The following is a 25,461-nucleotide window of genomic DNA, read 5'->3' on the forward strand; positions in this document are numbered from 1 at the left end:
TCGCGCTGCTCGTCAGCTGCTACGTCCAGCGGGGATTTTCAGGCTATTGCCAATTGTTCTGCGCGATGTATGTCCAGCATGAAGCGTTCGGCCGGCAGTGGGTGCCCCAACAGATAGCCCTGCAACGAATCACACCCCAGTTTGGTCAGAAAGTCCTGCTGCACACCGGTTTCGACGCCTTCGGCGACGATCCGCAAGCCCAGCGCCTGACCGAGTGCGACGATCGCCGAGACAATGGCGGCGTCGTCGCTGTCGTGTTCCAGGTCGCGGACGAAACCCCGGTCGATCTTCAACTCATTGGCCGGCAGGCGCTTGAGGTACATCAAGCTCGAATAGCCAGTCCCGAAATCATCGATGGACAGGTCGACGCCCATGGCCGAGAGCTCCTGCAGCACCGTCATGCTCGCATCGGCGTCGCTCATGGCGGTGGTTTCGGTGATTTCCAGGGTCAGGCTATTGGCCGGCAGCCGATGGGTGCTCAGGGCCTTGGCCACGCTTTGAACCAGGCCGGCATGGCAGAACTGCAACGCCGACAGGTTCACTGCGATCCGCCAATCGGTGTAGCCCTGCACATACCATTCGCGCATCTGCCGGCACGCTTCGTTGAGCACCCACTCGCCGATAGGAATGATCAGCCCGGTCTTTTCCGCGATGTCGATAAACGTGTCTGGCAGCATCATGCCCCGCGTCGGGTGCTCCCAACGCAGCAGCGCTTCGGCGCCCACCGGCTGGCCATTGTTCGCGTCAAATTTGGGCTGGTAATAGAGGCTGAACTGTTCCTGATCGAGCGCATTTCGCAGGTCTTGCAGCAATTGCAGCTGCTTGCGCGCGTTGCTGTTCATCGAGGCATCGAAGAAGCTGTAGCCGTTTTTCCCGGAACCCTTGGCGTGGTACATCGCCGCGTCAGCGTTCATCAGCAAGTCCTGGGCGGTCTGTCCATTGCCCGGATACAGCGCGATGCCGACGCTGGCAGAAATCTGCAGGTCATGTTCAGCCACCCGGAACGAGCGTGCGATCAACCCCACCTGACGCGCAGCCAGGCTCAACGCATCATCCGGCTCGGCGAGCCGCACCAGCAGGACAAACTCATCGCCACCGATGCGCGCCAACGTGTCTTGACAGCGTAAATCCTCACGCAGGCGCACCGCGACTTCACGCAACAACTGATCGCCCATTTGGTGGCCAAATGCGTCATTGACCGGTTTGAAACCGTCCAGATCGATGAACATCAGCGCAAAACAGCCGCCCTGCTCCTGCACCTTGGACATTGCCTGTTCGATGCGATCGGCCAGCAGTACGCGATTGGGCAATCCGGTCAGGGGGTCGTGCAAGGCCAGTTGCGTCAGTTCGCGGTTGGCCTCGGTGAGTGAACGCGCGAGGTCAGCGGTGCGCGCTTCCAGACGCGCATCCAGCACCGACGTCAGCAAGGCGATGCTCAGTACCGCCAGCGTGGTGATCAGCACCAGATTGTCCAGGCCTTTACCGCTCAAGCCGCTGACAGCCGCACCACAGAAACTGCCGTCCGGAAAACGCGCAGCCGCCATGCTGGTGTAGTGCATGCCGACGATAGCGATGCCCATGATCACCGCCGCACCGCACCGAAACAGGGTGACATGCGGCGAGCGCTGTCGCAGGCGGAAGGCAATCCAGAGTGCCGCTCCCGAAGCGCCCACGGCGATCAGCAGCGAGGTGCCAACCAGCGTCGGGTCGTAATCGATGCCCGGCTGCATGCGCAGGGCGGCCATGCCGGTGTAGTGCATCGCACTGATCCCGGCGCCCATCACCAGCGCGCCAAACGCCAGTTGCCAGGCCGGTAACCGTGGCTGGCTGACCAGCCACAGGGCAAAGCCGCAAGATAGGATCGCAGTCAGCAGCGACAGCAACGTGATGGTGAGGTCGTAACCCAGATCAATCGGCAATTTGAACGCAAGCATGCCGATGAAGTGCATCGACCACACCCCAATGCCCATGGCAAAAGCACCGCCCGCCGTCCACAAATGCACCGTGCAGCCTTTGGCCGTGGCAATGCGCCCGGTGAGGTCAAGCGCGGTATAGGAAGCGAGAATCGCGACACAGAGTGAAATGATAACCAGGGTGGGTGAATAGCTACCGATCAGCATGAGACTTCTCGTGAGCGCCCGCCGTAGAGCGTTCTTACTCGGGGGGCAAATGCGGGCGATTGTACTGATTGCGCAAAAGAACGCACTGACAAAATAAGCAAATGGCCATCAAGCCGATGAAACGCTTGTTTGATCCCCTGCGATCCGTACATTCCCCGTAGCAGCTGTCGAGCAGCGCGAGGCTGCGTCTGGCAGCGAAACTGTCGTGAAATCAGGTGACGTGGTCTTTCAGGAAGACCGCGTTTTCAGGTTTTACGACAGCTTCGCTGCCGAACGCAGCCTCGCGCTGCTCGTCAGCTGCTACAGGGGCCGGTGCTGGTTATTGGTTTTCGCTGACCTGCAACGCACCGTCCCATCCGCCGCCCAACGCGGCAATCAGCTGAACGCTGGCAATCAACCGGCTCTGCTGAAGATCCAGCACGCTGCGCTCGTTACTCAATGCCGTGGCTTGAACCACCACCACGTCCAGATACGCAATCAAACCGGCCTTGTACTGGTTTTGAGTCAGGCGCAACGAGATACGTGCCGCCTCCAGTGCTTCTTGGCGCACGCCGGCTTCATCTTCCAGCACCTTGAGCTGCACCAGGAAGTTTTCCACTTCGCGGAAACCGTCGAGCACGGTCTGGCGGTACTTGGCCACCGTCTCGTCGTAAGCCGCTTCGCTACGATCGACTTCTGCCGAACGCTGGCCGCCATCAAACAAGGTCATGGCCATTTGTGGCCCGACCGACCAGAAGCGGTTGGGCACGCTGATCCAGTTGGAATAGGTGCTGCTGCTATATCCGCCGTTCATGCTCAAGGTGAAATCCGGGTAGTAGGCGGCCTTGGCCACACCAATGTTGGCGTTGGCCGCGATCACCGAACGCTCGGCGGAAGCGATGTCAGGGCGACGTTCCAACAACTGCGAAGGCAATCCCACCGGCACCTCGGGCAACGTCGGGATGGTGTTGGTTTCCGCCAGGCTGAACTCGGCCGGGGGCAGCCCGATCAACACGGCGATGGCGTTCTCGAACTGTGCGCGCTGCCAGATCAGGTCAACCATGTCGGCTTGCGTGCTTTTGAGTTGGGTCTGCGCCTGCGCCACCGCGTCCCGCCCGGAAACACCGGCGCGGTATTGGTTTTCGGTCATGGTCAGCGAGCGCTGATAAGCCTCGACCGTCGCTTCCAGCAAGCGTTTCTGTCCGTCGATCACCCGCAACTGCAGGTAGTTCTGCACCAGTTCGGACTGCTGACTCAGGCGCATCGCGGCCAGGTCGGCAAAGCTTGCCTGGGCGTTGGCGGTGTCGGCTTCAAGGCCCCGGCGCAGTTTGCCCCACACGTCCGCTTCCCAGCTGACCCCGGCCTGGGCGGTGTAGGTGTCACGAATTCCGCTGGAGGAGCTGGTCAGGCTCGAGTTGCTGCTGCCGGTGCCCTGGCTGGAGCGGTTTTTGCCAACGGTCAGATCCACCGTCGGAAAAAACGCACCCCGCGCACTGCGCACCAGTGCTTGGGCCTGACGGTATTGCGCCTCGGACTGGGCCACGGTCTGGTTGGACCGGTTGAGTTGTTCGATCAGGCCATTGAGCTGCCGATCGCCATACAGCTCCCACCAGGCACCGCGCGCCAGGGAGTCGCTCGGGCTGGCCTGACGCCAGCCTGCCGCTTCCTTGTATTGCCCCGGCGCGGCAGCTTGCGGGCGCTGATAGTCCGGGCCGACAGCGCAAGCGCTGAGCATCGCCACGCACAGCGCCAGGCTCAGCAGGCGCGAGCCTCGGGCGGCGGCCAGCGGGAAGGCCAGATGGATAAGCGAACGGTCAGTCATAGCGGAGTTTCCAAAGCAGCATCGGAACGCACACCACGCCATTTATTGAAGCGATGGCGCAGTTTGTCGAGATAAAGGTAAACCACCGGCGTGGTGTAAAGGGTCAACACCTGGCTGAAGATCAGCCCGCCGATGATGGTCAGGCCCAGTGGCTGTCGCATTTCCGCACCTTCGGCACGGCTCAGCAGCAACGGCAAGGCTCCGAGGATCGCCGCCAGGGTGGTCATCAGAATGGGGCGCAAACGTTGCAAACAGGCACTGCGAATCGACTCCAACGGCGCCAGGCCTTGATGGCGTTCGAGTTGCAGCGCGAGGTCGATCATCAGAATGGCGTTTTTCTTCACCACGCCGATCAGCAAGAACAGCCCGAGCAACGAGATCAGGCTGAACTCGCCGCCCAGCACATAGATCGACAGCAACGCACCGACCCCGGCCGATGGCAAAGTCGACAGAATGGTCAACGGATGGATGTAGCTTTCATACAGCACACCCAACACCAGATAAACCGCCAGCAGCGCGCCGAGAATCATCCATGGCTGGCTTTTTTGCATCGCGGCGAACGCATCGGCGGTGCCGGCCATTTTCGCGATCACCTCTTCGGGCAAACCGAGTTTGGCTATCGCCCGTTCGATGGCCGCTGTGCCCTGCTCCACCGTCACCCCTTCGGCCATGTCAAACGACAGGCTTTCGGAGGCAAACTGGCCTTCGTGGCTGACCCGATCGTTTTCCAGGCTGGCTTCGTAGTGCGCGATGGTCGACAACGGAATCCGCGCACCGTCGGCAGTGATCACTTGCACTTGCTTGAGCGTAACCGGGTCCTGGGCGTATTTCGGGTCGACTTCCATCACCACCTGATATTGGTTGAGGCTGTCGTAAATCGTCGAAATCTGCCGCTGGCTGTAGGCGTTGTTCAGCACCGAGGTGACCATGTCCATGTCCACACCCAGGCGTTTGGCCTGATCGCGATCGACAATCAGCGTCACCTGCTGGGCACCCCGACCTTCCCGGGCGTCAACCGCCGTCAACTCCGGCAACGCCTTGAGCGCGGCGACCACCTTCGGGTACCACTCACGCAACGCACCCAGGTCACCGCTTTGCAGGATGTAGGAATACTGCGACGAAGTCTGTTCGCGGCCGCCGCCAAATTGCAGGTCCTGGTCCGCCATCAGCATCAGTTGTGCGCCAGGAACCTTGGGCATTTCCTTGCGCAGGCGTTCGATGACTTTCTGCGCGGAAATGTTGCGTTGCTTGATCGGCTTCAGGCGCACCAGCATGAAGGCATTGTTGGTGCCGTTGGTGCCGCCAATGAACCCCGCGACGCTTTCCACTGCGTCGTCCTTGAGCACGGCACGGCGAAAGGTTTCCATTTTCGGCTGCATCACGTTGAACGACAGACCGTCGTCCCCGCGCACGAAACCAATCAGCTGACCGGTATCTTGCTGCGGTAAAAATGTTTTAGGAACAACCACATACAACGCAATGTTAACGCCAATCGTCACGAACAGGCTGAGCAAGGTCAGTCGACGGTGGCGCAATACCCAGTCGAGGCTGGTCGCGTACTTGCCGACCATCCAGTCGTTGGCGCACTGGCTCCAGCGCTGCAAGCGGTTTTCCTGACCCGGCGTATGCGGCTTCAGCCAACGGGCGCAGAGCATCGGCGTCAGGGTCAGCGAGACCACCAGCGACACCACAATGGACGCGGCCAGGGTGATGGAAAACTCGCGGAACAGGCTTTCAATAATCCCGCCCATGAACAGGATCGACAGGAAAACCGCCACCAGCGAGACGTTCATCGAGAGCAAGGTAAAGCCGACTTCCTGAGCGCCGAGGTACGCGGCTTTCATCGGCGGCACGCCTTCGTCGATGTGCCGGGAGATGTTCTCCAGCACCACGATGGCGTCGTCGACCACCAGCCCGGTGGCCAGGATCAGCGCCATCAGCGACAGGTTGTTCAGCGAGAAACCGTAGAGGTACATCACCGCAAAGGTGCCCACCAGCGACACCGGTACCGCCAGCGTTGGAATCAGCGACGCGCGGAAGTTACCGAGGAACAGGAACACCACCAGAATCACCAGCGTCACGGCGATCAGCAGGGTCATTTCCGCTTCGTGCAAGGTCGCCTTGATCACCGGCGAACGGTCCATTGCCAGGTTCAGCTTGACGCTGGCCGGCAGCACCGCCTGCAACGCCGGCAGCTGCGCCTTGATCTCATTGACCGTCTCGATGATGTTGGCGCCCGCCGCCCGGTTGATCACCAGCAACACCGCCGCGTCGTCGTTGAAGAAGCCGCTGTTGTAACGGTCCTCGACGCCGTCGCTGACCTTGGCCACATCCTTGAGGCGCAGGGCTGCGCCGCCGTTGTAGTGGATGATCAGCGACTCGTAATCCTTGGCCTTTTCCAGTTGATCGTTGGCCTGGACCTGCCACAACCGCTCGCCGTCTTCGACCGAGCCCTTGGGCCGGCGCACGTTGGCATTGGCGATGGTGTTGCGCACATCGTCCAGGGCCACGCCGTACTGATTAAGTGCTTGCGGCTCAAGCTCGATACGCACCGCCGGCAACGAACTGCCGCCGATCTGCACTTCGCCCACGCCCTGCACTTGCGACAGGCTCTGAGACAGGATCGTCGAGGCCAGATCGTAGAGCTGGCCCTTTTCCAGCACGTCCGAGGTCAGCGATAACACCATGATCGGCGCCTGGGACGGGTTGACCTTTTTGTAGGTCGGCATGCTGCGCATCCCGCTCGGCAGCAGGTTGCGCGAGGCGTTGATAGCGGCTTGCACTTCCCGGGCGGCGCCGTTGATATCGCGATCGAGGTCAAATTGCAGGATCACCCGGGTCGAACCCTGGCTGGAGCGGCTGCTCATGGTGTTGACCCCGGCGATGGTGCCGAAGGATCGTTCCAGCGGTGTGGCCACGGTCGAGGCCATGACTTCCGGGCTCGCGCCGGGCAGGCTGGCCTGGACCACGATCACCGGGAAATCCATCTGCGGCAATGGCGACACCGGCAACAGGCCGAAGCTCACGCCGCCCAGCAGCATGATCGCCAGGCTCAGTAACATCGTCGCGACCGGGCGCTTGATGAAAGGTCCGGACAGGTTCATGGCTGCTCTACCGCGTCCACGGCTTCAGTCTTGTGGCCCCAGCGCCGACCGAGCCGGTCGAAGTACAAGTAGATGACGGGCGTGGTGAACAAGGTCAGCACCTGACTCACCAGCAAACCACCGACCATCACCAGCCCCAACGGCTGACGCAGTTCCGCGCCAGAACCGGTGGCCAGCATCAGCGGCACGGCGCCGAACAACGCGGCCAGGGTGGTCATCAGAATCGGCCGGAAGCGCAACAGTGCCGCCTGATAGATCGCCGTTTCCGGGTCCACCCCCTGATTGCGCTCAGCGTCGAGGGCGAAGTCGATCATCATGATCGCGTTCTTTTTCACGATACCGATCAGCAAAATAATGCCGATAATCGCGATCATGCCCAGGTCATTGCCGCTCAGGATCAACGCCAGCAGCGCGCCGACCGCCGCCGAAGGCAAGGTCGATAGAATGGTGATCGGGTGGATGTAGCTCTCGTACAGCACGCCGAGCACGATATACATGGTGACCACCGCCGCCAGAATCAGCAGCAAGGTGCTCGACAGCGACGCCTGGAAAGCTTCGGCCGCGCCCTGGAACTGTGTCTGCACACCAATCGGCATGCCGATGTCTTTCTGCACCTGATCGATGATCTCGACCGCATGCCCCAGCGCCACACCCGGTGCCAGGTTGAAGGACATCATCACCGCCGGGAACTGGCCGATGTGGGTGATTGCCAGTTGCGCCTGACGCTCCTCCATGTGCGCCAGGCTCGACAGGCGCACTTGCCCGCCGTCGGTGGTTTTCACGTGAATCTGATTCAACGCATCCGGGCCGATCTTCTCCCCGGACTGCGATTGCAGGACCACTCGGTACTGGCTGGCCTGGGTGTAGATGGTCGAAATCTGCCGCTGACCGAACGCGTCGTACAGCGCATCGGTGATGTTTGACACCGAGACCCCGACCCGTGAAGCGGCATCGCGGTCGATCACCAGATAGACCTGCAAACCCTTGTCCTGCAGATCGCTGGCAACGTCGGTCAGTTCTGGCCGTTGGGCCAGCGCATCGACCAGACGATTGCTCCACAGGCTCAGCAGTTCGGCGTCTGGCGACGACATACTGAACTGGTATTGCGTGCGGCTGACACGGTCTTCGATGGTCAGGTCCTGCACCGGCTGCATGAACAGGCGGATGCCGACCAGCTTGTCCAGCTCCGGTTGCAAGCGGGCAATGACTTCGGTTGCGCTCAGGTCACGGTTGCTGTGGGACTTGAGGTTGATCAACAGGCGACCGCTGTTCAGCGTCGCGTTGTCACCGTCCACACCAATGTAGGACGACAGGCTTTCCACCGCCGGGTCGGCGAGGATAACCTTGGCCAACTCTTGCTGACGCTCGCTCATCGCCGCGAAGGAAATCGACTGCGGCGCCTCGGAAATGCCCTGGATCACTCCGGTGTCCTGCACCGGAAAGAAACCCTTGGGCACCGCCAGGTAAAGAACCACGGTCAACGCCAGCGTGCCGACGGCCACCAGCAACGTCAGCGGCTGGTGCTTGAGTACCCACTGCAATTTGCGCCCGTAGGCCGCGATCATCCAGTCAATCCACGCGCCGCTGGCCCGGTAGAAACGGCCCTGCTCTGCTGCCTTGGGTTCACGCTTGAGCAAACGCGCGCACATCATCGGCGTCAGCGTCAGGGACACCACCAGCGAAATCAGAATCGCCACCGCCAGCGTGATCGCGAACTCGCGGAACAAACGCCCGACCACGTCCGCCATGAACAGCAGCGGAATCAATACCGCGATCAGCGACAGGGTCAGGGAAATCAGAGTGAAACCGATCTGCTTGGCGCCCTTGAGCGCGGCATTCAACGGGCTGTCGCCCTCTTCGATAAACCGGGAAATGTTCTCCAGCATCACGATCGCATCGTCCACCACAAAACCGGTGGCGATAGTCAGGGCCATCAGGGTCAGGTTATTGACCGAGAAGCCGGCGAGGTACATCACGCCAAAGGTGCCGATCAACGACAGCGGCACGGCAACCGATGGAATGATCGTGGCGCTGGCGCGGCGCAGAAACAGGAACGTGACCATCACCACCAATGCGATGGCGATCAGCAATTCATGCTGCACGTCTTTGACCGAGGCGCGAATGGTTTGGGTGCGGTCGGTGAGTACCGTGACGTCGAGGCCGGCCGGCAGGTTGTCGGTGATGCTCGGCAGCAACGCCTTGATCCGGTCGACCACTTCAATGACGTTGGCACCCGGCTGACGCTGAATGTTCAGCAGCACCGCCTGGTTTTCATTGGCCCATGCCGCCAGACGTTCGTTTTCAGCGCCGTCGACGATTTGCGCGACATCCTTGAGGCGCAACGGCGCGCCGTTGGCGTATGCCAGGATCAGGTTGGCGTAGTCCTTGGGCGAAGTCAGTTGATCGTTTGCGTCGAGCATCGACACCCGGGTCGGGCCATCGAAGTTGCCTTTGGGCTGGTTGACGTTGGAGGCGCCGATCAGTGTGCGCACATCCGACAGGTTCAGGCCATTGGCCGCCAGGGCCTCGGGATTGACCTTGATCCGCACCGCCTGACGCTGGCCACCGGCAATGCTGACCATGCCAACGCCGCTGATCTGGGCGATTTTCTGCGCCATGCGCGTGTCGACCAGGTCATTGAGTTTGGGCAGCAACATGGTTTTCGAGGTAATCGCCAGGGTCAGCACCGGGGTGTCCGCCGGGTTGACCTTGTTGTACACCGGCGGCGCCGGCAAGTCCTTGGGCAGCAAGTTGGTCGCGGCGTTGATCGCGGCTTGCACCTGCTGTTCGGCGACGTCCATGTTGATGTCGAGGCTGAAGCGCAGGGTCAGCACCGACGCGCCGCCCGAACTGGTCGACGCCATCTGGGTCAGGCCGGGCATTTGCCCGAACTGACGCTCCAGTGGCGCCGTGACCGCGCTGGTCATGACATCCGGGCTGGCGCCGGGATAGAGCGTCATGACGCGAATCGTCGGGTAATCGACCTGAGGCAACGCCGACACCGGCAGCAACCGATAGGCGATCAAACCGGCCAGCACAATGGCCAGCATGCTCAGGGTCGTGGCGACCGGGCGAAGGATGAACAGCCGCGAGATGTTCATGCGCCGCCCTTTTTCGCCTTGTCGGCGGCCGCCGGCTCCGATGCATCCGCTGCCGGTTTACCTTGCAGGTGCCCGGTCGGGGTAGTCGGCACGTCCTGGGGGGCATTGACCACTTCGACGTCGCTGCCCTCCTTCAAGCGGTCAGTGCCTTCCAGCACCACACGGTCCCCGGGGGCCAGGCCTTCGGTGACCACGGTGTTGAGCCCGTCGCTGGCGCCGACTTTCAACTGACGGATGGTGACCTTCTTGTCGCCGTCCAGCGCATAGACGAAGGTGCCGTTGGTGCCGAACTGAATGGCCGCCGACGGCGCGAGCACCACGCCCTTGAGGGTGTCAGCCAGTAAGTGAACGTTGACGAACTGATTGGGGAACAGCGTTTGATCGCGGTTCTCGTAGCGCGCCTTGAATTTCAGGGTGCCGGTGGTGACGTCGATCTGGTTGTCCAGGCTCTGCAACACGCCGGTGGCCTGCAATTTGGTGTCGCTACGGTCCCAGGCTTCGGCGGGCAGTTTAGCGCCGGTCCGATAGCGGGCCAGCACCACGTCGAGGCTGTTTTCCGGCAAGGTGAAGGCCACGCTGATCGGCTGGGTCTGGGTGATGATTGCCAGCGCTGTGGTGTCGTTGGCGGCGACCAGGTTGCCGACGTCGAGCTGGCGCAGGCCGACACGCCCGGTAATCGGCGCGCGGATTTTGGTGAATTCGAGATTGAGCTTGGCGTCGTTGACCGCTGCCTGATTGGTCTTGACGGTGCCCAGGTACTGACCGACCAAGGCTTCGGCGGTGTCCAGGGTTTGCTTGGCGATACTGTCCTCTTTGTACAGCCCGCGATAACGCTCGACATCGACCTGGGCGTTTTTCAGTTGCGCCTGATTCTGCAGCAAGGTGCCTTCAGCCTGGAGCAAGGCGTTCTGGTACGGACGCGGGTCGATTTCAGCCAGCAGATCGCCAGCCTTGACCATCTGCCCTTCTTCAAAGGAAATCTTGATCAGTTCACCGCCGACACGGCTGCGCACATTAATGGTGTTCAGTGCGGTGACGGTCCCGAGCGCCTTGTAGTACAGAGGGAAGTCCCCCTTGACCGCAGGCGCCACGCGCACGGGCACCGGGCCGGTCGCCCCGCCGAAACCCGGGCGCATCCCCCCCGTCTTGCCGCTACGCCCGGCCACGGCTTTCTGCCCTGCACCCTCCGTGTGAGCAGCACCGGTGGGCCAGTATTTCCAGCACACGCCAGCGATGACCAACAGGACAAGCAGGCCGAGAAGCCAGCGACGAGGACTACGAGAAGCGGAGGATTGCATTGAATGATCAACCATTGGGCGCGTGGGCTTGTTTTACATGTGGCTGAACGATAAGCACTGGCGGGCATTAAGCAAAGCGGCTTTACCGGCAATTTACCTTCGGCTTACGTATCAGGAATTTTGTCTAAGACACTGAAGCACAAATGAAAACGGCCTGGACAGGGCCAGGCCGTTAACAATTGTAAAGGCTGCGCTTATTTCAGAACGGCGAGCGCTGCTTCGTAGTTCGGCTCTTCAGCGATTTCCTTGACCAGTTCGCTGTGCAGCACGTTGTCGTTTTCGTCCAGCACCACGACAGCACGGGCGGTCAGGCCTTTGAGCGGGCCGTCAGCGATGGCAACGCCGTAGTTCTCGATAAACTCGGCGCCGCGCAGGGTCGACAGGTTCTGCACGTTTTCCAGGCCTTCGGCACCGCAGAAGCGTGCTTGGGCGAACGGCAGATCAGCGGAGATGCACAGCACAACCGTGTTGGCGACATCGTTGGCCTGGGCGTTGAACGTGCGAACCGAGGTCGCGCAGGTCGGGGTGTCAATGCTTGGGAAGATGTTCAGCACTTTGCGCTTGCCGGCGAAGTTCGCCAGGGTCACGTCGGACAGATTGCCGGCAACCAGGGAAAAGGCTGGCGCCTTGGAGCCGGCTTGAGGCAATTGGCCATTGACTTGAACCGGGTTGCCTTTAAGAGTGACTTGAGCCATGAACGGAGTCCTTCTGAACGTTGATGTAAAGAATCTCGAAGAGGTCAAAGTTAACCACGAAATGGCCCGGCGACCTATGACCAGATACAAATCGTGAAGTGTTGCCGCCAACTGTCAATCAACACCGTCCACCTGTGGGAGCGAGCCTGCTCGCGATAGCGATTTGACATTCAGTTTTGATTAGCCTGGCAGACCGCTATCGCGAGCAGGCTCGCTCCCACAGGGTTTGCGCTGCTCAAAAATCTTTGAAGTGCTGTCGATTTGGCTTGTCGCCATTCGACCATGTAGTGAATCCCCTCACCTCCAGCGGAGATAACACCATGCGATTCATGATCATTGTCAAAGCCAGCCAGGATTCCGAAGCCGGCGTGATGCCCAGCAACGAACTGCTGACCGCCATGGGCAACTACAACGAAGAACTGGTCAAAGCCGGCATCATGATCGAAGGCGAAGGCCTGCACCCCAGCAGCAAAGGTGCACGCGTGCGCTTTTCAGGGGACAAACGTACCGTCATCGACGGCCCGTTTGCCGAAACCAAAGAGCTGATTGCCGGTTACTGGATCTGGCAGGTGAAGTCGAAACAGGAAGCGATCGACTGGGTCAAGCGATGCCCCAACCCGATGCCGGGCACCGAGGCCGAGATCGAGATTCGTCAGGTGTTTGAGGCAGAGGATTTCGGTGCCGAGTTCACACCGGAATTGCGCGAGCAGGAAGATCGGATTCGCGCACAGGCAAAAAAACACTGAACACTACCCAATGTGGGAGTGAGCCTGCTCGCGATGAACGCTTACGCGGTGAGTCTAATTGACCGAGGCAACCTGATCGCGAGCAGGCTCGCTCCCACAGGGCTCAGCTGACGACTTGTTCCGATTTAACAACAGGTTTAGTTGGTAACCACATGATTCGTATTAACTTTTTAGTACACAAAAATAACGAGAATTTGCACACATAACGAAATAACTTATTCCCTCGATTGGTTAAGTCATGGTTAGCTGTTAGCTTCACTCTTTCCTACAACTTGATCGGAAAGAGATTACGCATTAACGGCCGGGAAGTGCCGAGTCGTCTAACGAGCCACCAGGGAATCGGGGAATCATGTCAGTCAGTATGGGAAAAAACGCTTTGTTGCTGATGGCGGCATGGATTGCGCCTGTCGTTTGCGCGTTCGCCGATAACGCCGACGTAGCCAACAAAAGTAACAACCCGCTGAGCCTGGCCCCTGGCGCCAACCTTCAGGATTACTACACCCCCAAGCTTTACGACACCAACGTCCACACCAACGACGCACTGCTGCGCGGCACCTTGCCGATGGCACCGAATGACTTCATAGGCACTCCACAACTGCTGCGCGCGACCCTGCCGATCAGCACCCGCCCCGATCCCCACAGCGGCTACAGCACCGGCATTGGCGATTTGAACCTGTTCGACATCTTCATACTCAAGACCGAAGGCGTGCAGTTGGGCATTGGCCCGCAAATTACTGCGCCGACTGCCGAACAGGACGAGTTAGGCACCGGCAAGTGGCAGGCAGGCCTGGCGGCCGTTGCCATCGACGCCTCACCTCGCGGCCTGCTGGGTGCGCTGGTGCAGTATCAAAGTTCTTTCGCTGGCGACCACGACCGCGCGCATGTCGAAACCGCAACGCTGCAACCCTTCCTCATGCACAACCTGGACAAGGGCTGGTACCTGCGCTCGACGGGCATCTGGACATTCGATCTGAAAAACAACACCCATTACATCCCGATCGGTTTCGGTGGCGGTAAGGTGTGGAAGTCCGGGACCAATATTCTTAACGCATTCATCGAGCCACAGTGGACGGTTGAACGCAAAGGCGATGGCGTGCCTCAGTTCACACTGTTCGCCGGGATCAACGTCACTTTCGGTACATAAGGAGTTTGTATGCGCAGTGCAATTCGCGCAGCCGGTTTCAGCTTGATGACCATGTTTGTCAGCTGCGGCGTTGGCGCCCAGGATCTTGATACGCGGATTGGCAAGATCGCGATGGAAGGCGAACTGCCAGCCCATGAGTCGATCGCCAAACTCTACGCCGAGCTGGATTTCCAGCAAGCCACCCAGAGCTATCTCTGGGCGCTGCCGCTGGTGTCCTACGCGCAGTGGCAGGAAGAGTTTCGCGACAAGCTCGGTGCGCGCAATGGCGACTTGATGGTGCTCAACAGTTACGAAGACAAACTGGGTGTTATCACCGCCAACGCCACCACGCCGTACATCCTCGGCTTTGTCGACCTGAATGAAACCGGCCCGCTGGTAATCGAATTGCCACCTGGACCGACCGCGGGCGGGATCGGTGATTTCTGGCAACGCGCGATCATCGACATGGGCCAGACCGGCCCGGACAAGGGCAAGGGCGGCAAATACCTGGTCCTGCCCCCGGGCGCCGAGCCACCGGCCGACGCGGGCAAGTACTACCTGGCCAAATCGGAGACCATGAACGTGCTGGTCGGCTTCCGCGTCCTCGATCCGGACCCGGCCAAAGGCAAGGCACTGGTCGAGCACTTCAAGATGTACCCGTACGCCCAGCGCAATGAGCCGAGCAAAACCAGATTGCTTACCCCCGGTGGCAAACCCTGGTCCGGTACTCAGCCGCGCGGGCTGGCGTATTGGGAGCGCCTGCACCAGATCATCCAGAAAGAACCGGTCAATGAACGTGACCGTTTCTACATGGCCATGCTCGCCAGCCTCGGCATCGAGAAAGACAAACCGTTCAACCCCAACGACAACCAGCGCAAGGCACTGGAACAAGGTGCGCAGGTCGGTGAACTGATCGCCAAGACCAACACCTTCGCCAAGCGTTTCCCCGGCGCGCAATTCTGGCCGGACCGCCAGTGGGACACCGTGCTGAACATCGCCGAACCGTCACAGCGCGTCGCCTATTACGACCAGTTGTGGGAACGCAGCGCCTGGTTCTACGAAGCGGTCACCAACACCAAAGGCATGGTCTCGAAAACCCCGGGGCTGGGCCAGACGTACCTTGGCGCTTACACCGACAACAAAGGCAACTGGCTCGATGGCAGCAAGAACTATCGCCTGCACGTCGGCGCCAATCCCCCGGCCAGGCAGTTCTGGTCGATGACGGTCTACGACACCGACAGCCGTTGCCTGATAGACAACCCCCAGCGCAAGGCCGACCTGTCGTCCCGTCAGGACCTGAAAAAGAATGAAGACGGTTCCGTGGACTTGTACTTTGGTCCGACCGCGCCAGAAGGCGTCGAGAACAATTGGGTGCAAACCGTACCGGGCAAACACTGGTTCAGTTATTTCCGCCTGTACGCACCGACCGAAGCTTACTTCGACAAAAGCTGGAAGCTCGACGACATCACGGCTGTGGAATGACGCCCAAAGGACTCAATAAGGAAGCTTTATGAAAAACCGCATGTTGCTCACCGCACTCGCATTCTCGCTGAGCACCAGCGCCTGGGCCGACTTCACCGCCACACCCGAAGAAGCTCGCGGCATCGCCAAAGAGGCTTACTTGTACGGCTTCCCGGTGGTGGAGATGTACAAGACGCTCTACACCCAGGCCATCGATAAAAAGAGCCCGAACTTCAAGGCGCCGCTGAACCAGATCGGCAACACTGCCAAAGCGTTCACCGCCAAGGACACCGCCTTCATCACGCCGAACGCCGACACGCCCTACTCGTTTGTCTGGATGGATTTACGCGCCGAACCGTTGGTGCTGACCCTGCCACCCATTGAAGAACACCGTTATTACTCGGTGCAGTTGATTGATGCGTACACGCAGAATTTTGCGTACCTGGGCACCCGCAGTACAGGCAACAACGGCGGTCACTTCATGATTGCCGGGCCGAACTGGCAAGGTCAGCAACCGCTGGAAATAGACCGCCTGGTGCGCAGCGAAAGCAACATTGCCTACGCGCTGTATCGCACGCAATTGTTCGATGAAAAGGACCTGGCCAAGGTCAAGCAGATCCAGAAAGGCTACAAGGTTGAAACCCTGAGCCACTACGACAAACAGAAAGCCCCGCCGGCGGCGCCGAAGATTGCCTGGCCAAAACCGACGCCGACCATGAGCGACACCCCGGACCTGTTCCGCTACCTGAACTTCATGCTGGCGTTCGCCCCGGCGCAGGACTCGGAAAAAGACCTGCTCGCCCGCTTCGCCAAGATCGGCATCGAAGCCGGCAAGCCGTTCCAATTGCAAGAGCTCACACCTGACCAGCGCCAGGCGCTGGAAGACGGGATCAGCGACGCCAAAGCTGAGTTCGCGCAGTTCAAGAAGGACAAGGTTGACACTCATCAGGTCACCAGCGGCGACTTCTTCGGTACCCGCGATCACCTAAAAGGCAATTACCTGTACCGCTACGCCGGCGCCAACATGGGGATCTTTGGCAACTCCGCTGAAGAAGCGAACTACATCGGCTACTTCGTCGACAAGGACGGCCAACCGGCCGACGCTTCGAAGCACGATTACACCCTGCATTTCGACAAGGGCGCCCTGCCCCCGGCCGACGCGTTCTGGTCGCTGACGATGTACGACGGCAAGAACAAGTTGCTGGTGGCCAACCCGCTGAATCGCTACCTGATCAACTCGCGGATGCTGTCCGACCTCAAGCTCGACGCCGACGGTGGCCTGACCCTGTACGTGCAGAACAAGGCCCCGGCCAAAGAGCTGCAAAACAACTGGCTGCCAGCGCCGAAAGGCCCGTTCTACGGGGTCTTGCGCTTGTACCTGCCAAAACCGGAAGTCACCAGCGGCCAGTGGAAAATGCCGCTGCTGACGCCGGTCTATTCACAACAACAGTAAGCGGAGTCAGTCATGGTCAGGCCTTTTGTAGTACGTCCTTTACTGGCGCTGTGTGTCGTCGGCGCAAACCCGTTGGCCCTCGCGGCCGAGGGCGGTGTCGGGCGACCGATCACCGGGCAACAGGTATTTTCCAACGCCGGGATCGTGCCGCCGGAAGCCGGCTGGGTCATGTCCCTGACCAGCATCTGGTACGACGGCCAACTCAAGGGCAAAGCCCAAGTGCCGATCGCCGGCGCCGTCAGTACCGGGCTGGACGTTAAAGTGTCCTACACCATGGCCAACTTCACCCATATCTGGGACACCGGCAAGGGCAGCTGGAACTACGCCTCGGCCATCGGCGTGCCAGTGCAGTACACCGACATCACCGCCAGTGTCACCGGCCCCCGTGGCAGGACCCTGGGAAGCAATGACACCGCGACCCAGTTCGCCGACATGCTGGTGACGCCGATTGCGGCGGGTTACCACGTCGACGAGGTCAACCATTTCTCGCTCTCGCTGCCCATTTATGTGCCAACCGGTGCCTACAACGAGAATCGCCTGGCGAACGCCGGCCAGAATACGTACACCTTCATGCCCACCGTGGCCTTCACCCATCTGGACGGCAAGGGTGGCGAGTTCACCCTGTCCAGCGGGCTGGAAATCTACACCGAGAATGAAGCCACGGATTATCAGGACGGCAACATTTTTACCCTCGATGCGCTGTGGACCCACGGCTTCGGCAACGGCTGGAATGCCGGCATGGTGGCTGGCTACGTCCAGCAGGTCACCGACGACTCGGGCAGTGGTGCCACCAGCGGCTTCCGCGGCCGCTCGGTGGGGGCCGGCCCGACGATCGGCTGGGCCGGCAAGTTCAACGATGCCCAGGCCAGCATCAACGCGCGGTGGGTGCCGGAGTTCGACACCAAAAATCGCCCGGAAGGCAACGGTGTCAGCGTCAACCTGACGTTAGCGTTTTTCTGAGGAGTGCCCAGGGATGGCCACCGGTTCATTCCCTTCATTCCGGCCTTCATGTTTTGACTCAGGGATCAGCCATGACTGCACTCAATGACCTCAACGCCCTGCAAGCCAGCATCGCCGAAAGCGTGCTGGGGCAGGATCAAGTGATCCGGCAGATTCTGCTCGGGCTGCTGGCCAACGGGCATTTGCTGCTGGAAAGTTTGCCGGGGCTGGCCAAGACCCGCACGGTGAAGGCGCTGGCCAGGCACCTGGACGCGAAGATGAGCCGCATCCAGTTCACCCCGGACCTGCTGCCGTCGGACATCACCGGCGCCGAGGTTTTGCACCAGATCGACGGCAAGAACCAGATCCAGTTCCAGCCCGGCCCGTTGTTCGGCAACCTGATCCTGGCGGATGAAATCAACCGCGCCCCGGCGAAGGTCCAGGCTGCGTTGCTGGAAGCCATGGAAGAACGGCAAATCACCGTGGCCGGCAACAGCCATGTGTTGCCGGAGCTGTTCATCGTGGTTGCCACCCAGAACCCGATTGAACAGGAAGGCACCTACCCCCTGCCGGAAGCGCAGATGGACCGGTTTTTGATGAAGGTTCTGCTCGATTACCCGAGTGCGGAAAACGAAAGTCAGGTGCTGCGCCTGCTGCGAGACGAAGAACAGGCCTTGGGCGCCAAGACCGCTCCGATCCAGGGCTTCGCGTTGTCGCAGGACGTGATTTTCGCCGCGCGTCGCGAAGTCAGCGCGATTCACGTGTCCCCGGCCATCGATCGTTACCTGATCGACCTGATCAACGCCACGCGTCACCCGGCCGATTACGACGCCGACCTGGGTCGATGGATCGCCATTGGCGCCAGCCCCCGCGGCGGCATCGGTCTGGACCGTTGCGCCCGCGCCGATGCCTGGTTGCTGGGGCAGGATTTTGTTTCGCCAGACAACGTGCGCGCCGTGGTCCATCCGGTGCTGCGTCATCGCTTGCAACTGAGTTACGACGCAGTGGCTGACGGTGTGACGGCGGATCAGGTGCTTGATCGCCTGCTCGACAAGGTTGCGATCCCGGCCTGAGGTTGAACATGAAGAGCACCGACGGCCTGGTCTATGTCTCTCTCACCCACTTGATGGCACTGGAGTTCAAGGCCCGTGACTTGAGTTTTCTGGCGCGGCAGCCGCAAGGCAGCATCCTCGCCGGCAACCATGCTTCGCGTCTGCGCGGCCGTGGGCTGAATTTCGACGAGTTGCGCCGCTACCAGCCGGGGGACGACCTGCGTCACCTCGACTGGCGCGCCTCGCTGCGCACCGGCAAACCGGTGGTGCGCACCTTCACCGAAGAGCGTGATCGCCCGGCGTTGATTCTGGTGGATCAGCGCATGTCGATGTTCTTCGGCTCGCAACGCAGTTTCAAATCGGCCATCGCCGCCGAACTGGGTGCGCTGGCGGCGTGGATGGTGTTCAACGCCGGTGATCGCGTCGGCGGTCTGGTGTTTAACGATCAGCGCATCGACAGCATCGCCCCGCTGCGCAGCCGCAAACGCATCGAAGCGCTGTGCAGCCGGATTGCCGAGCAGAACCAGCAACTGAACGCCGCCAACCCCGACGCTGAAGGCGAAGACCAGCTCGACAAGGTGTTGCAGCATTGCCTGGCGCTGGCCGGGCACGATCATTTGATCTGCATCGTCAGCGACTTTGCCGGTGCCGGTGAGCGCACGCTGCAATTGATGCGGCAATTGGCGGCGCACAACGATGTGATTGCCATGCAGGTGTATGACCCGCTAGCACTGAACCTGCCGAAAAATGGTCGCTTGCTGATTACTCAAGGCCAGTTGCAAGTGGAACTGGCCGTCGAACAGCGCAGCGTGCATCAACCGCTGGGTGATTTCCTCAGTGGCCGGCTCAAGGATGTCGCGACGTTACTGCGTCGTAGTCAGGTGCCGTTGATGATGTTTAGCACTGCGACGGATGCGCAGGAACAGTTGCGAGCTGAACTCGGAAGGGGGCGCCGATGAACCCGAACATTCCGAGCATCGATCAACTCAAGGAAATAGCGCTGCCGGCGTCGGTCAGCTATGCGCCGCAGACGTGGGGTTGGTGGGTGTTGCCTGGTTTGCTGGTAATCGCTGTTTTACTGATCAGCGCACGACGGTACTGGCAGTGGCGACGGGATCGGTATCGGCGGGAGGCGCTGGTGCGGTTGGCTGAGTTGCAGGCCAGTGACAATCAAGTCGACGCATTGCGCGAGCTCCCGGAACTGCTCAAACGAGTCGCCCTCTCGATGCCTTGGAATGCAATCCCTGTAGGAGCGGCGGTGCGGCGATCCGACTTGCCCGCGAAGGCGTCCGTTCAGGCGATATCAATGGTGAATGTTAGGGCCCCTTCGCTGGCAAGCCAGCTCCTACAGGGGGATGTGGGTGCGCTTGGGGGTGAGGACTGGCAGGCATTTTTGGTGCGGCACAGTACGCAACCATTACCCGTCGACTTCAGCCAGCAACTGGCTCAATTGGCCTATGCACCTGACGCCACGCTACTAGCGTTGCCAAGCGACAAGCGCGAGCAACTGTTCAACACCTGCAAACTCTGGGTGGAGCGTCATCATGTGGCAGCTTGATTACCCGTGGCTGTTGATCCTGTTGCCGTTGCCGTGGTTCGGCTACCGTTTCCTGCCCGATTACCGCGAAGCCCGCAGCGCCGTGCGTGTGCCGTTTTTCAGTGCCATGAGCCGCGCGGTCGGTCAAGCACCGAGCCAGGCCGGGACCCGTAACAATCGCTGGCAGCTCGCCTTGAACCTGTTGGTCTGGGCGCTGGTGCTGCTGGCCGCCGCGCGCCCGGTGTTCGTCGAAAAACCCATCGAACGCCAACAACCGGTGCGCGACCTGATGCTCGCCATCGACATTTCCCAGTCCATGGAAACCACCGACTTCACCGATGCCAACGGCCAGAAGATCAATCGTCTGGCAGCCGTCAAGGAAGTGGTACATGGCTTCATCGACAAGCGTAAGGACGATCGGCTGGGTCTGATCGTGTTTGGCAGCGGCGCCTATCCTCAAGCGCCGCTGACTCTGGATCACGCCAGCCTGTCGCTGCTGCTGGACGACACCGGTATCGGCATGGCCGGCCCCAACACTGCCATCGGCGATGCGATCGGCTTGAGCCTGAAACTGCTCGAGCAAGCCCACGAACCAGAGAAAGTGCTGATCCTGCTGACCGACGGCAACGACACCAGCAGCGCCATCACTCCGGATCACGCGGCACAAATGGCCGCCGCCAAAGGTGTGGTGATTCACACCATCGGCATTGGCGACCCGACCGCCGAAGGCGAAGCCAAGGTCAACCTGCAAGGCTTACAACAGATCGCCGAAACCACCGGCGGCAAGTTCTTCCGCGCCGAAGACCGCAGCGCGCTGGATCAGGTCTACAGCACCCTCGACACGCTGACCCCGCATCAGGTGAAAACCCTCAGCCATCAACCGAAGAAAGACCTGTTCTGGTGGCCGCTCGGCACCGCCGTCGCCCTGCTGGCGCTGTATCACCTGGGCGCCCTGCTCCGCCCGCACCTGACACTCGCGCGTGAGCGGCAGGAGGCTTGAGATGGAGATCAATTTCAGCGACTTCCACTTCCTGCGCCCGTTCTGGCTATTACTCGTGCCGTTCGCCGCATTGCTGCCGATACTCTGGCGCCGCAGCCGCGACTTGCAACGGCGCTTGCGCAGCAACATTGCCGAGCACTTGCTGCCGCACCTGCTGATCACCCCGCAGGATCAACAACGCTTGCGACCGGTGCATCTGGTCTGTGCCGTGTTGATTCTGGGTGCAGTCGCCGCCGCGGGCCCGACCTGGGAACAGGACCGTCCGGACTTCCTGGAAAACCGTGCGCCGCTGATCATCGCCATTGACCTGTCGCCGTCTATGGACGCCAACGACGTGCCGCCGAGTCGTCTAGAGGCGGCCAAGCACAAGCTGCATGACCTGATTCAGCGCCGCGCCGGTGCGCGCAATGCACTGATCGCCTACGCTGGCAGCGCGCACCTGGTGTTGCCGCCCACCGAAGATCCGGCCTTGCTGGATACGTTCATTCAAGCCCTGAGCACCGACCTGATCGCCAAACAAGGGAAAAACGTCGGCGCAGTGATCGAGCAAGCCAAACACTTGCTGGCCGCCGAGAAAACCCCGGGCACGCTGTTGCTGATCACCGACGGCGCCGACACTTCGCAACTCACCGGGCTGGACAAGCAACTAGAGGACAGCGCGCTGCAAGTGCTGATCCTCGCAGTCGGCAGCGAAGATGGCGGCATCCTCCACGACGCCAGCGGCCAGCCACGCACCGACAGCAACGGTCGCCCGGTGCTCGGCAGTTTTGATCAGGCAGCGCTCAAGCAATTGGCTTCAGCCGTGGACGCACCGCTGGGTAGCCTGACACTGAATAACGACGATCTGGACTGGGTTGAACTGCACGCCCAGCAGCATTTCCAGAGTGCCAGCGATGAACAGCGCGAATTGCATTGGAAAGACGCCGGTTACTGGCTGTGCTGGCCGTTACTGCTGCTCGCGTTTTTCAGCGTGCGCAAGGGCTGGAGCCTGAACTGGATGGCGGGTTTGCTGCTGGCGCTGAGTATCGGTTTTCAGCCGACCAGCGCCGAAGCCAACGCCTTGACCGATGCGTTCTTCACCCCCGATCAGCAAGGCCGCTGGGCCTTCGAACACCAGCATTTCCCGCAGGCCGCCGCACATTTTGTCGATCCGTACTGGAAAGGCATCGCCGCCTATAACGCGGCGGATTTCGACCTGGCACTGGCCAGTTTTGCGCGACTGGAAACACCCCAGGCGTATTTCTACCTGGGCAATATTTACGTGCGCCGCTTCAAGTTTGATCAGGCGATTGCCGCGTATACCCAGGCACTGAAGTTACAACCGCAATTTCCGGAGGCCACCGCCAACCTGGCGTTGGCGATCGCGTTGCAGAAAGACACCGACAGCGCCGAGCAAAACACGCCCGAGGCCAAGCCTGACGAAATCAAAATGGACAAGGCACCGGGCAAGGGCCAGAGCAAACCGGTAGAAACCGAACAGGCCGTGTCGGATGAGGTGTGGTTGCAGAACCTGAGCACTTCGCCGGCGAAGTTCCTGAAGCAGAAATTCAGTTTGCAGGATCAGGCGGGGGCCAGACCATGAACCGAGTGATGGCCATCGCTAGCAGGCTAGCTCCCACATTAAATCCGCACACACCACAAATCCCTGTAGGAGCCGGCGGTGCGGCGATCCGACTTGCCCGCGAAGGCGTCCGCCCAGTCCCCATCAAACTCACAGGCCTACTCCTCTGCCTGTTCACCACCGCAGCCCTGGCAGCCGAACCCGACCTCCGAGTCCTGACCCACCTGCAACCCGCCACCTCAGTCATGGTCGGCGGCCTTGTGGAACTGCAACTCGACGTCCTCACCGACAGCTGGTTCACCGATGCACCGACACTGCCCGACCTGAAACTGCCCGGCGCCCTGGTGCTGCCACCGGACGGCCACGCCGAGCACATCAATCAGAGCCTCGACGGTAAATCCTTCAACGGCATGCGCTACACCTACCGGATCACCCCGAATCTGGCGCAGGGTTTCGACATCCCGCCGCTGACCGTGCAGGCCACACCGGGCCAGGCCAGCGCCCCACTAAGCGCGCAAAGCCAGCCGTTGCACTTCACCGCTACGCAACCACCGGGGTTCAAACCCGGCGAACCGGTGCTGGTGGCGCAAGGTCTGCGCCTCACCCAAAAAGTCCTCAATTGCGCAACGCCATTGAAGGTCGGTGACAGCATCACCCGTCAGCTGAACTTGCAGGCTGACAACGCCATGGCCATGTCGCTGCCGACACCCGCGATGGGCGATATCAACGGTTTGAGCCGTTACCCGAAGAACCCGCAAATCAGCAATCTGGATGATGGCCGAGGCAACTTCAACGGCGGCCAGCGCATCGACACGGTGACGTACCGCATCGACACCGAAGGCCGTTACAGCCTGCCGGCCATCGAGCTGAAATGGTGGGACGCCAGTAGCCTGCAAACCCGCACCGCACAAGTCCCGGCGGTGAGCTTCGAGGCCACGGTCAACAGCGCTTACACGCCGGTTTTCTCGATTGCTGACGACCTGAAAAAACTCGGCCAGCAAAGTCGTGTGCACCTTTCCGGGCACTGGCTGGGGCTTTCGGCGCTGCTGATGGTGGTGGCGCTGTTTGTCTGGTTCGCCCGTCCGTTCGTGCATCGCGCCTACCTCACCGCACAGGCCCGCCGCCACGCCCGGCACGCGGCGTGGCTGGAGTCCGCCGACTACGCCTGGCGGCAGATTGCGCGGCAAATCGACGGCAAGCCCGCCCAACTGAGCGCCTTGTACCTGTGGCTCAGACGCAGCCACTTGGGCCTGAAATTGAGCTCTCTCAGCCCTCGGCTGCAAGATTTTCTGCGCGCCTGCTATGGCCGTGCGCCAACCGAAGAGCAAGCGTTGCGCGAACTCAAGCGTTCCTTGGCTACGCTGCATAGTCAGGCTGAACAGCGCCATACCAAGGCCGCTTCAGCATTAAGTCCATTAAACCCTGCCCACGAGAAGGACTTCCCATGACGAACCCGCTATCGATCCGTCACCGCTTCGGGCTGACACTGCTGTTCGCGCTGGCCCTGCCGTTGCTTGCGCAAGCTGCCGAACCGCTGCCCTCGTGGAACGATGGCCCGTCGAAAAAACACATCATCGAGTTCGTCCAGGCCGTCACCGATCAATCCAGCAAGGACTTCGTCAAACCCGAAGACCGCATCGCAGTGTTCGACAACGACGGCACCTTGTGGAGCGAGCAGCCAATGTACTTCGAATTGCTGTTTGCCCTCGAAGAAGTCAAACGCACGGCGCCGCAACACCCGGAATGGAAAACCACCCAGCCGTTCCAGGCCGTACTGGAAAACGATCACAAGGCGCTGGCGGCTTCCGGCCTGGAAGGCCTGATGAAAATTTTTGGTGCGACCCACACCGGCATGACCACCGAAGCGTTCGATGACTACGCCAAGACCTGGCTGAGTCAGGCCAGACACCCGAAGACCGGCAAGCTGTTCACTGAAATGGTGTTCCAGCCAATGCTGGAATTGCTCGACTACCTGCGCAGCCAGGACTTCAAGACCTTCATCGTTTCCGGTGGTGACACCGGGTTCATGCGCGCATTCGCCGAGAAGGTCTACGGTGTTCCACCGGAACAAGTAATCGGTACTACGTTTGTCACAGCCTTCCAGTACACGGACGGCCAAACCTCGATCCTGCGCACCCCGAAACTGGCCCACAACGACGACGGCCCGGGCAAGCCGGAAAGCATCGATGCTGTCATCGGCAAGCGGCCGATCTTCGCCTTCGGCAACTCCGACGGCGACTTGCAGATGCTGCAATGGACCGCCGCAGGACCGGGTAAACGATTCATGGGACTGGTGCATCACACCGACGCAAAACGCGAATGGGCCTATGACCGCAAGTCAGACATCGGCCGCCTGGACAAGGCGCTGGACGAAGCAAATTCCCGTGGCTGGACTGTCGTCGACATGGCCGCCGAATGGCGGCGGATCTACCCTTACGATTCCGCCACCCCCGAGCAAGTGCAGTAAAAA

Annotated in this window: 18 protein-coding genes; 12 read left to right on the forward strand and 6 right to left on the reverse strand. The window is 60.7% G+C overall.

Annotation, left to right across the window (positions count from 1 at the left end; translation table 11 throughout):
* Nucleotides 1-38: 38 nt before the first annotated feature.
* The 6 genes from KGB06_RS25440 to tpx form a co-directional block, all read right to left on the reverse strand.
* Complete coding sequence (locus KGB06_RS25440) at nucleotides 39-2,120, reverse strand: putative bifunctional diguanylate cyclase/phosphodiesterase (RefSeq protein ID WP_223520683.1); 2,082 nt, start codon at nucleotides 2,118-2,120, stop codon at nucleotides 39-41.
* 319 nt (nucleotides 2,121-2,439) lie between these two features.
* Entirely contained in the window at nucleotides 2,440-3,921 is a 1,482-nt protein-coding gene (locus tag KGB06_RS25445) for an efflux transporter outer membrane subunit (protein WP_223520685.1), read from the reverse strand.
* Nucleotides 3,918-7,025 carry an efflux RND transporter permease subunit gene (locus KGB06_RS25450; RefSeq protein ID WP_223520686.1) on the reverse strand — a complete coding sequence of 1,036 codons (3,108 nt, stop codon included), beginning with the start codon at nucleotides 7,023-7,025 and terminating at the stop codon, nucleotides 3,918-3,920. Before KGB06_RS25450 ends, KGB06_RS25445 begins: the two co-directional genes overlap by 4 nt.
* The gene (locus KGB06_RS25455) at nucleotides 7,022-10,126 is read right to left on the reverse strand and encodes an MdtB/MuxB family multidrug efflux RND transporter permease subunit (RefSeq protein ID WP_223520689.1); all 3,105 of its coding nucleotides are present in this window, start codon (nucleotides 10,124-10,126) and stop codon (nucleotides 7,022-7,024) included. Before KGB06_RS25455 ends, KGB06_RS25450 begins: the two co-directional genes overlap by 4 nt.
* On the reverse strand, nucleotides 10,123-11,439 hold the full coding sequence (locus tag KGB06_RS25460) for an MdtA/MuxA family multidrug efflux RND transporter periplasmic adaptor subunit (RefSeq protein ID WP_223520690.1): 1,317 nt from the start codon (nucleotides 11,437-11,439) through the stop codon (nucleotides 10,123-10,125). The genes KGB06_RS25455 and KGB06_RS25460 overlap by 4 nt, the downstream gene beginning before the upstream one ends.
* A 179-nt stretch (nucleotides 11,440-11,618) precedes the next feature.
* Nucleotides 11,619-12,119 carry a thiol peroxidase gene (gene tpx / locus KGB06_RS25465; protein ID WP_223520692.1) on the reverse strand — a complete coding sequence of 167 codons (501 nt, stop codon included), beginning with the start codon at nucleotides 12,117-12,119 and terminating at the stop codon, nucleotides 11,619-11,621.
* Nucleotides 12,120-12,439: 320 nt separating this feature from the next.
* Here tpx and KGB06_RS25470 point away from each other — a divergent pair, with 320 nt between their 5' ends.
* The 12 genes from KGB06_RS25470 (at nucleotide 12,440) to KGB06_RS25525 (ending at nucleotide 25,458) form a co-directional block, all read left to right on the forward strand.
* Nucleotides 12,440-12,865, forward strand: a complete 426-nt coding sequence (locus tag KGB06_RS25470; protein WP_223520695.1) for a YciI family protein — start codon at nucleotides 12,440-12,442, stop codon at nucleotides 12,863-12,865.
* Between the two features lie 361 nt (nucleotides 12,866-13,226).
* Complete coding sequence (locus KGB06_RS25475) at nucleotides 13,227-14,009, forward strand: hypothetical protein (protein ID WP_411741876.1); 783 nt, start codon at nucleotides 13,227-13,229, stop codon at nucleotides 14,007-14,009.
* Between the two features lie 9 nt (nucleotides 14,010-14,018).
* Entirely contained in the window at nucleotides 14,019-15,470 is a 1,452-nt protein-coding gene (locus KGB06_RS25480) for a DUF1254 domain-containing protein (protein WP_223520699.1), read from the forward strand.
* 28 nt (nucleotides 15,471-15,498) lie between these two features.
* The gene (locus KGB06_RS25485) at nucleotides 15,499-16,902 is read left to right on the forward strand and encodes a DUF1254 domain-containing protein (protein WP_223520700.1); all 1,404 of its coding nucleotides are present in this window, start codon (nucleotides 15,499-15,501) and stop codon (nucleotides 16,900-16,902) included.
* 12 nt (nucleotides 16,903-16,914) lie between these two features.
* Nucleotides 16,915-17,862 (forward strand): transporter, encoded by a 948-nt coding sequence (locus tag KGB06_RS25490; protein ID WP_223520702.1) that lies wholly within the window; start codon nucleotides 16,915-16,917, stop codon nucleotides 17,860-17,862.
* A gap of 71 nt (nucleotides 17,863-17,933) precedes the next feature.
* Nucleotides 17,934-18,914: an AAA family ATPase gene (locus tag KGB06_RS25495; protein ID WP_223520704.1), complete on the forward strand. Its 981-nt coding sequence runs from the start codon at nucleotides 17,934-17,936 to the stop codon at nucleotides 18,912-18,914.
* Between the two features lie 8 nt (nucleotides 18,915-18,922).
* A complete protein-coding gene (locus KGB06_RS25500) occupies nucleotides 18,923-19,852 on the forward strand; it encodes a DUF58 domain-containing protein (RefSeq protein ID WP_223520706.1) in 930 nt (309 codons plus the stop codon).
* On the forward strand, nucleotides 19,849-20,451 hold the full coding sequence (locus tag KGB06_RS25505; protein ID WP_223520708.1) for a DUF4381 domain-containing protein: 603 nt from the start codon (nucleotides 19,849-19,851) through the stop codon (nucleotides 20,449-20,451). The genes KGB06_RS25500 and KGB06_RS25505 overlap by 4 nt, the downstream gene beginning before the upstream one ends.
* Entirely contained in the window at nucleotides 20,438-21,430 is a 993-nt protein-coding gene (locus KGB06_RS25510; protein ID WP_223520710.1) for a vWA domain-containing protein, read from the forward strand. The genes KGB06_RS25505 and KGB06_RS25510 overlap by 14 nt, the downstream gene beginning before the upstream one ends.
* Nucleotide 21,431: 1 nt before the next feature.
* Nucleotides 21,432-23,012: a VWA domain-containing protein gene (locus KGB06_RS25515; RefSeq protein WP_223520712.1), complete on the forward strand. Its 1,581-nt coding sequence runs from the start codon at nucleotides 21,432-21,434 to the stop codon at nucleotides 23,010-23,012.
* Nucleotides 23,009-24,439, forward strand: a complete 1,431-nt coding sequence (locus tag KGB06_RS25520; RefSeq protein ID WP_223520714.1) for a hypothetical protein — start codon at nucleotides 23,009-23,011, stop codon at nucleotides 24,437-24,439. Before KGB06_RS25515 ends, KGB06_RS25520 begins: the two co-directional genes overlap by 4 nt.
* Complete coding sequence (locus KGB06_RS25525) at nucleotides 24,436-25,458, forward strand: HAD family hydrolase (RefSeq protein WP_223520716.1); 1,023 nt, start codon at nucleotides 24,436-24,438, stop codon at nucleotides 25,456-25,458. Before KGB06_RS25520 ends, KGB06_RS25525 begins: the two co-directional genes overlap by 4 nt.
* The last annotated feature ends 3 nt before the right edge of the window (nucleotides 25,459-25,461 follow it).

Origin of the sequence: Pseudomonas sp. GL-B-19 (assembly GCF_019956415.1) — a bacterium.
Taxonomy (GTDB): Bacteria; Pseudomonadota; Gammaproteobacteria; order Pseudomonadales; family Pseudomonadaceae; genus Aquipseudomonas.